The organism is Paracoccus sp. FO-3, from assembly GCF_006386455.1.
Classification (GTDB): domain Bacteria; phylum Pseudomonadota; class Alphaproteobacteria; order Rhodobacterales; family Rhodobacteraceae; genus Paracoccus; species Paracoccus versutus.
Window position 1 is genome coordinate 1 of the sequence record NZ_VCBQ01000257.1, and the last position, 1368, is coordinate 1368.

Consider the following 1368-nt stretch of genomic DNA (forward strand, 5'->3'; position numbering starts at 1 on the left):
CGGCCCTGGCCGAGGCGCTGCGCCCGGCCCTGGGCGAGCGCGCCCTGCGGCTGGAGACCGAGACGCTGAGCCCCTCGCTTTGCCGGATCCGCGCCGCGGCGGCGGGCCTGCCCGAGGGCGGCATCGGCATCCGCCTGTCCGAGGCGCGCCGGCCCGAGCCCTCGCTGACCGGCATCTATCGCCCCGGCGACAACCCGGTCGCGGACGTGCTGATCCCCGCCGAACTGGCCGCGACGCCCGGCGCCGAGCTTTGGGTCGCGGTCGAGGAAACCGGCAAGGTCTTCAACGTTCTGCCCAACATGGCCGACCAGGAAACCCGGCTGGACCGCATCGGCCAGCCCGAAGGCGCGCTCAGCCGCGTGCGCGTGCTCTGGCCCGCCGGGGATGCGGGCCTGGGGCCGGGACGCATCGCCTTTCGCGTGAACGACCGCGATTTCGGCAAGGCGGGGATCTTTGCCTTCGTCACCCGCGGCCCGCTTTTCGACGAACGCCGGCCGGGCGACGAATCCGCCGACGCCTTTGCCGAGGCGCTGGCGGCGCGGCGCGCGGCCGATCCGCAGCGCATCCTGGCCGCCACCCAGCGCATCCTGGACCTGCGGCCCTGACCGCGCCAAGGCCGGGGGCACGCCCCAGCCAGGGGGCACCGCCGCCGATCCGCAGGATTTCATTGCGCAAAGCCGCAGTCCATGAGATGATTTTCCCATTTCGAGAAGAACATAATGCGGCCTTTGAAAAGGTTTCCCCTATGTTTCTCGCTCCGCTCGCCGTGCCGGATTCCGCCGGGTTGGATCTTCGCAACGACATGAGGTTTCTGGCGCTCGAAAGGGCGCTGGACGGGGCCTCTCGGGCGGCACGGGCCGAACAGCTGGCCAAGGGCAATACCGGCGACGTGGCGCTGGACTGGGCGCATCTGCTGGACGAGGCCGAGGCGCTGGCCCAGGCCGGCCGCGACCTGCGCCTGCTGGTCGTCGTGGCGCGGATCATGACCAACCTGCGCGGCGCGGAAGGGCTGGCCGAGGGGCTGGACCTGCTGGCCGAGACGCTGGAAACCTGGTGGGACCACCTGCATCCCGCCCTGCGCGAGGGCCAGCTGGTGCGCGAGGCCGCGCTGCGCCGGATCAACGCGCTCTACCAGATCGAGAATGCCGATGCCGGCATCCTGGGCGATCTGGAGTTCAACACCGTGCTGGTCCCGCGCGGCCTGCCCGCGGTCTCGGGCGGGGATCTGGCGGCGGGGGCGGTCACGGCCTCGGTGCTGGCGGCCGAGGGGCCGACGGGGCTTTCGGCCGCCGAACAGGCCGACCGCNTGCTGACCGCCTGCCGCGCCCTGCGCGACACCGAGCCCGAGGCGGTGGCGCAGCTGGAAAC

The 1368-nt window shown here is 72.3% G+C and carries 1 protein-coding gene and 1 pseudogene; both read left to right on the top strand.

From position 1 onward, the window contains the following. A pseudogene (locus FE811_RS27790) lies at positions 1–605 on the top strand (serine/threonine protein kinase); the annotation flags it as partial. Between the two features lie 140 nt (positions 606–745). Further along, a partial coding sequence (locus FE811_RS26825) for a type VI secretion system ImpA family N-terminal domain-containing protein (RefSeq protein WP_181180994.1) occupies positions 746–1368 on the top strand: 623 nt, incomplete at its 3' end.